6 protein-coding genes are annotated in these 6,489 nt (G+C 41.1%); all 6 read left to right on the top strand.

Annotated features, from left to right (window positions below):
• The coding region (locus QVO97_RS06985) for a hypothetical protein (protein ID WP_288189269.1) at positions 1-460 on the top strand (460 nt) is incomplete at its 5' end.
• Positions 450-1,259 (top strand): PP2C family protein-serine/threonine phosphatase, encoded by an 810-nt coding sequence (locus QVO97_RS06980; RefSeq protein ID WP_022359643.1) that lies wholly within the window; start codon positions 450-452, stop codon positions 1,257-1,259. The genes QVO97_RS06985 and QVO97_RS06980, both read left to right, overlap by 11 nt.
• Positions 1,260-1,271: 12 nt before the next feature.
• The gene (locus QVO97_RS06975; protein ID WP_022359642.1) at positions 1,272-3,275 is read left to right on the top strand and encodes a serine/threonine-protein kinase; all 2,004 of its coding nucleotides are present in this window, start codon (positions 1,272-1,274) and stop codon (positions 3,273-3,275) included.
• Positions 3,276-3,553: 278 nt separating this feature from the next.
• Entirely contained in the window at positions 3,554-4,093 is a 540-nt protein-coding gene (locus QVO97_RS06970) for a hypothetical protein (protein ID WP_288189267.1), read from the top strand.
• 10 nt (positions 4,094-4,103) lie between these two features.
• Complete coding sequence (locus QVO97_RS06965) at positions 4,104-4,577, top strand: FHA domain-containing protein (RefSeq protein ID WP_022359640.1); 474 nt, start codon at positions 4,104-4,106, stop codon at positions 4,575-4,577.
• A 44-nt stretch (positions 4,578-4,621) separates the two neighbouring features.
• Positions 4,622-6,489 (top strand): Stk1 family PASTA domain-containing Ser/Thr kinase (locus QVO97_RS06960; RefSeq protein ID WP_288189266.1); only part of this gene is annotated, 1,868 nt, incomplete at its 3' end.

Here is a 6,489-nt window from a genome sequence, read left to right as displayed (position 1 = left end):
AGAAGAACCGGAGGATACGGAAGATGATGATGTGACGATTTCGTACCGCGAGCCGGAAGAGCCAGAAAATCCACAGAAAGTAGAAGAATATAAAACAGATTCGGAATTGGAAGTACGGGATTATGTAGCTGGATGGCTGGTTGGAATCGAAGGTTCTGCTAAGGGCATGGATTATAGGATTGTACAGGGATTTAACCGTATGGTTATTGCTTCGAATGGAAAAATTGAAGTTAAGGGTGTAGCTGCAGCGGCTGATAGGGCAGTGGTATTGATTGTCTATGATAATCGCAAAAATCAATTTTTTGTTCTGCCGCAGCAGGATGAAATTCAGCTTAACGGGACACAAATCCAATCGTCTATGGAACTTCATTCAGGTGATGAAATAGAGTTTTTACAGGAAAAATTTGAATTTGTAGCTTTTTGCAGGGAAGGAAGAGTCTGGAAAGCAGATGCACAGTGATAATATTATATTCTGGAAAACGAATGAAAAAACAGATTTGGAACTGGAAATAGGAGTCTATAGTATCTGGGGAAATCGAAATTCTCAGCAGGATTTTGCTGCGATTATGGAAAAAAAAGATGAGTTATTAGCAGTAGTCTGTGATGGAATGGGAGGACTGAATGGCGGCGAGCGCGCAAGTCAGGCAGCAGTATCTTCGCTTACGGAAGCTTATCGCCGGCAGGAAACCGAAGTAGATGGCGATTTTCTTCAAGAGGAAGCATTGACGGCAGACGAAAAAGTTGCAAAGCTCAAAAATGAGAAGGGAGATTATTTAAGAGCAGGTACAACGATGGCGGCTGTAGTTGTGAAAAAAGGCTGCTTTGAATGGCTTTCTGTGGGGGACAGCCGGATTTATTTGCTACGTAATGGACGGCTTCATCAGATAAGTGTGGATCATAATTATAAAGAACAGTTAAATGAAGATCGCTATCATGGAAAGATAACAGAAGAATTTTATCAAAGAGAAGTACATGGTTCCAAGGCAGAAGCATTGACCAGTTATATAGGGATGAATGGCTTGAAGCGGATTGGAAGAAGCGACGAAAAAGAATTATTGCAGGAATCCGATCAAATTTTGATATGCAGTGATGGTCTGTATAAGAGCCTTAGTTTTGAGCAGATAGAGGCAATGATGTGTGACAATGCAGTGGATATGACGGTATCATCAAGACGGCTGATACGGATGGCTTTGGAGCAGGCAATTAAAAAACAGGACAATACAACTGCGATTTTAATTCAGTACAAGAAAAAGGAATAAGAGGGGAAGAAAATGGCTCGTTGTTATAACTGTATGCAGGAAATAGAAGATGGTACGGTATATTGCCCACATTGCGGTTATCAATTGGAACAGAAGCAGAAAGATCTATATTATTTAGATGTAGGAACTTTGCTGAGTGAAAGACGTTATATGATAGGGGTCCCGATCAATGCCGGAGGTTTCGGTATCGTATATAAAGCTTGGGATCAGACGTTTGGAAAAATGGTGGCGATTAAGGAGTTTTTCCCCAGCAGTATAGCAACGCGTATTCCAGAAACCAACGAGGTTCGGGCATATTCACCTAAAAATGAGGCTGAATTTGAAAAGGGAAAAAAACGTTTTCTCGGAGAAGCCAGAAAGATGGCAAAGTTCAATGAACATCCAAACATTGTAGATGTGTATGATTTTTTTGAGGAAAACGACACGGTATATATGGTTATGGAATATATGGATGGCGTTACCTACAAGGAATATATCAGAGAACAAGGCGGAAAGGTCAGTTTGGAGCTTGCGACAGCAGTATCGCTAGCTGTCTTGGATGCATTGAAGGAAGTTCACAAGGCGAAAATCATTCATCGGGATATAAATCCTAACAATATTTTTATATGCAGAAGCGGCGTAGTCAAACTATTTGATTTTGGTGCCGCTAGATTTGAGCAGACGGATATGTCTACCGTTCTGACGCCACATTATGCGCCGCCAGAACAGTATCGGACAAAAAGCAAGCAGGGAGCACAGACGGATATTTATGCAGTTGGTGCAACAATGTATTTTGCATTGACTGGCATTAAGCCGGAAGAATCCACAGATCGTCAGCACAAGGATAAACTTGTGCCGCCGATGAAATTGAATAATACGATTCCTAAATCAATCAGTAATGCTATTATGCGTGCGATGGCGCTAAAACCGGAACTGCGATTTAAAAATGCGGCTGATTTTCAGAAAGCTCTACAGAGTATGAATGCCGTCCGGGATGTGGAAGAAGAGATAAAGAGAAGGAGACTTTATCGATTTGCACAAGCTGGAGTAATTACAGTTATTTTTGCAGCTGGGGCAGGTGTATGCTGGCAGATGTATCATAAAGAACAAGTGAAGACAACGCTTCAGAAAGCGGAGTTGGAAGTTTGGCTGAGCGCAGATGAGGATGATACAGAAGAAACGGTTAAAGAACGATTTGATGCTATGCTGGCAGATTTTAAGGAACAGTATCCGCAGGTAGAGCTGGATGTCCGGGTATATCCAGAATCAGAGTATGAAGATGTGTTAAATCAAGCAGCAAAAGATGGAGAACTTCCGGAAGTGTTTGATAGCACATTGCTGGATGAGGCGTATTTCGATGAATTAGAGCCGTTGGATACGATGTATCAAATGATTGAAAATCCATTGAATTATTATATGCTATTTGGATATGAACAGTTGTTTCCAGAGAAAAAACAAATGCCTCTCTGCCTGCAGGCGGCAGTTGTTTATAAGCGTTCGGATCTGGAGGCGGCTGATACCTATGCAGTGAGACCGGAAGATAGCTTTATATACGAGAATCTGAAGCAGAAAGACAATGAATCTGCTGCAAAGGGAGATCAGCAAGAGCTGAACGCCCAGGATGCATTGAATGCATTTTTGGAAGGTACCATCGCTGAATATGATTCGGATACCAGAGATTATCAGTTTATATCCAAACAAATTCCGGGACGTTTTGAAGTTACGGTTTTGGAAAATTCTGTTTTATGGCCCGATCATTGGTGGAGTGTAAATGCTTCATCTAGTAAGGAACAAAAGAAAGCAGCTGAATGGATGATTTATTATATGCTGAGCGATCGCGCACAGAGTATTTTGACTGTGCAGGGTGGAGAAGGGGTTCCGTTAAGCCATAAAATTGGCACAGTGTTTTTAGATGTTTATCAAGGTGATTTGGAGAAAATCGATGATACATTAAGTGCAGGTACATATGCGGATAGTGAATGGATGACGGAATATAGAAAAGCGGGAAAGAATTTTAAAGCAGAAATAACAAAATGACACATACAATTATAGCGGTGGGAGGAAAAAAAGTGAAAAGATGCCTGAATTGTATGGAAAATTGCATGGATGATGATAACGTATGCCCGGTTTGTGGTTCACAGAATCTTGGATGTGAGCAGGATATGCGAAAGAATATGCTTCATGGACGCTATCTGTTAGGAACAGAGAGGAGCCAGAATCCTAGGGAAAAGCTTTTTCTGGGGTGGGATACGTTGTTTGAGCGAAAAGTATTTGTTCGGAAAAGCGACGATTATATAAATAAGACGGAAAAGGCATTGCTTTTAAAAAATTGGGAAAATTCAATCCGTCTGGATGAAGTGACAGAGATCTTAAAGGTTTTGTCTGCTTTTGAGGAAGATGAGGGTGTGTTTCAGATTCTGGAATATCCAGGAGATAGAACTCTTTTCAATGTATTGGAAGAGATAGACTCCCTTCCCTTTAAAAAAGTAGAAAAAATGGTAGAGAAAATGGTCTATGCGCTGTATAATGCACATGAGATAGGTGTTTTTCATGGGCAGATAATGCCGGAGTGCTGTTATTTAACTTTATATGGAAAGCTGGCACTTATGGGATTTAAAGGAGGAAGTGCGAAGGAGGATGTGAAGGCATTATCCTCCCTTGCGGTATGTTGCCTGATAGGATTGGATAAATGGAAAAATGGGGAAGAACAGGAGAAAATAGACATACTGGAAGCCAGGTGTCCATCCGAGTGGTTTGAAGTTTTATACCGTATTTTGTGGGAGCAGCAGGTCCCAAATAATCTGAGAAGTTTTGCTAATTTGTTAAATGGAGCAGCGACAATGGAGATAAAATAGGGAGGAACGTATGAATTTAAAGAGATGTGCGAACGGACATTATTATGATGCAAGTGTCTACAGTGAGTGCCCTAGGTGTAATAAAGCAGAGGGGGCAGCGAAGGAAAATAAAAAGGCTGTTTCTGTGACTGTGAAGCGAACGGAAGAAAAAAAGAAAACAGCGGCATGGCTGGTAGGCATAAAGGGAAAATATTATGGTAGAATATTTGAACTGGAGATGAAAAAATATGTGATAGGTGCTTCGGGCAGCATGGACATATATTTGAAAGAGGATGAGTCTTCAAACGATTCTCAATTGCTTCTTTCTTATGACGCTGAAAATAGATGTTTTATGGCAGAGATTGGAAATGCAAGAGAACTGGTCTATGTAAATGAAGATGTTCTCTTAGAAGCCAAGAGATTACATTCCAGGGATCGGATTCAGATGGGTGAGAATATATTTATGTATATACCGCTTTGTGATGAAGATTTTGTATGGAAATAAGGGTATCCGGGGGATAAGACATGAAAACACTATGTTTGGGATGTATGCGGGAGTATGAAGGTGATTATGATATATGCCCATACTGTGGATATCGACAAAGTTCAGAAGCAAAAGAGGCATACCACATTTCACCGGGAACGATGCTGCATAACCGTTACATTATTGGCCGGGTGTTGGGGTTTGGTGGATTTGGTATTACGTACATAGGATTTGACACCAAACTTTTACATCGAGTAGCAATTAAAGAATATTTTCCATCGGAGTTTGCAACACGGATGCCTCATCAAACAGAGGTGCATGTGTTTTCGGGAGAAAAGAAAGAACAGTTTTTAGCGGGGATGAAGAAGTCGCTAGACGAGGCGAAGAATCTGGCTGAATTTAGGCAGGCACCGGGAATTACGCAGATATATGATTTCTTTGAAGTAAACAGTACAGCTTATATTGTCATGGAATTATTGGAAGGAGAGACACTGAAGGAAAGGCTGAAACGTGAGAAAAAAATGCCAGTGGAGGAAGCTCTTCCTATTATTCTTTCGGTAACAGCAGCGTTAAAAGAAGTCCATGAAAAGGGAATTATCCATAGAGATATATCACCAGATAATATTTATCTTCTTAAATCAGGAGAAGTAAAACTTTTGGATTTTGGCGCTGCGAGACAGGTGACAACAACCCATAGTAAATCATTAACGGTCATTTTAAAATTGGGGTATGCACCGGTTGAGCAGTATCAAAGTGGTGGAAATCAGGGACCGTGGACGGATGTATATTCATTGGCAGCGACGTTTTATAAAATGATTACAGGAGTTCGCCCTCCTGAATCTCCAGAACGTCGGGCAAAAGATACATTAAAGGAACCGTCAAAGCTTGGGGTGAAAATCCCGGTATATATAGAAAATGCGCTGATGAATGCATTGCAGGTCCGTATCGAAGACAGGACACAGTCAGCTGCAGAATTTGAACAGGCTTTGACATCGCAGAGTACAGTAAGAACAAAGGCAACAAAAGAGAAAGAAGATATTGGTAAATGGCCGCGGGGATTGAAAATTCTATGCGGGGCAGGAGCAGGTGTGATTATATTGTTGTCATTGTTGCTGGCAACAGGTGTTATCACGCCATCTATGCCGAAACTTCCAAGTTTTCAGAAGAATGAGGGAATGGTATGGATGCCAAGCCTTGTTAATATGTCTCAGAGCGCGGCTAAAAAGCGTTTGGAAGAGTTAGGATTGGAATATGGACTGGCAGGAACACAGGCATCAGATACCATTATGAAAGGCTATGTTTTAGGACAGCAGGACGAGAAAGGAAATGCAATTCAACCAGGCGATGAGGTAGAGATAGGATCTAAGATCAATGTGATTTTAAGTACAGGTAATGGAAAAACAGTGATTCCAGATATTGTATGGATGTCAGAAGAAAAAGGCGGCGAAATTCTATCAGCAGATGGAATTGTTTCTGTAAAAGTCCAGGAAGATTCATCTGGAAGCTGGGGAGAAAAGGGATTGATTACACGTATTGATCCGGCACCGGGAACTGAAATTGCATATGAAGACGAGGTAACTGTATATGTACTGAAGAAAACTCCTGAATTAGAAAAAAAGGAAAGTGCCGTACCTGAAATTGTAAATTTGGATATGGATTCAGCAAGGGAAAAACTTCAGCAAAGCGGTTATTTTATTGAGAAAACCGGCTTGGAGTATAGCGCAGATGTACCCCAGGGAGCAATTATTTCGCAATCACCTTCATCAGGAGAAAAAGGTGAGACGGGAAATGTGATAAAAGTAGTTGTAAGCCGTGGCCCGCATCGAGAAAAAATGGTTAACGTTGTGAACCAGAGTGAGGAAGAGGCGGTTAGAAACTTAGAGGAACTGGGATTTGTTGTTGAACATGAACTGATTTATACGTCGGACGACCA

This window comes from Clostridium sp. CAG:43, from assembly GCF_000434655.1.
Taxonomy (GTDB): Bacteria; Bacillota; Clostridia; order Lachnospirales; family Lachnospiraceae; genus Otoolea; species Otoolea fessa.
The sequence above is the reverse complement of the archived record's forward strand: the minus strand, read 5'-3'. Positions and strand labels throughout refer to the sequence as shown.

Bases quoted from the DNA above. Each gene is read 5' to 3' on its own strand.
- QVO97_RS06975 (WP_022359642.1), top strand. From the start codon at position 1,272: ATGGCTCGTTGTTATAACTGTATGCAGGAAATAGAAGATGGTACGGTA.
- QVO97_RS06980 (WP_022359643.1), top strand. From the start codon at position 450: ATGCACAGTGATAATATTATATTCTGGAAAACGAATGAAAAAACAGAT.
- QVO97_RS06965 (WP_022359640.1), top strand. From the start codon at position 4,104: ATGAATTTAAAGAGATGTGCGAACGGACATTATTATGATGCAAGTGTC.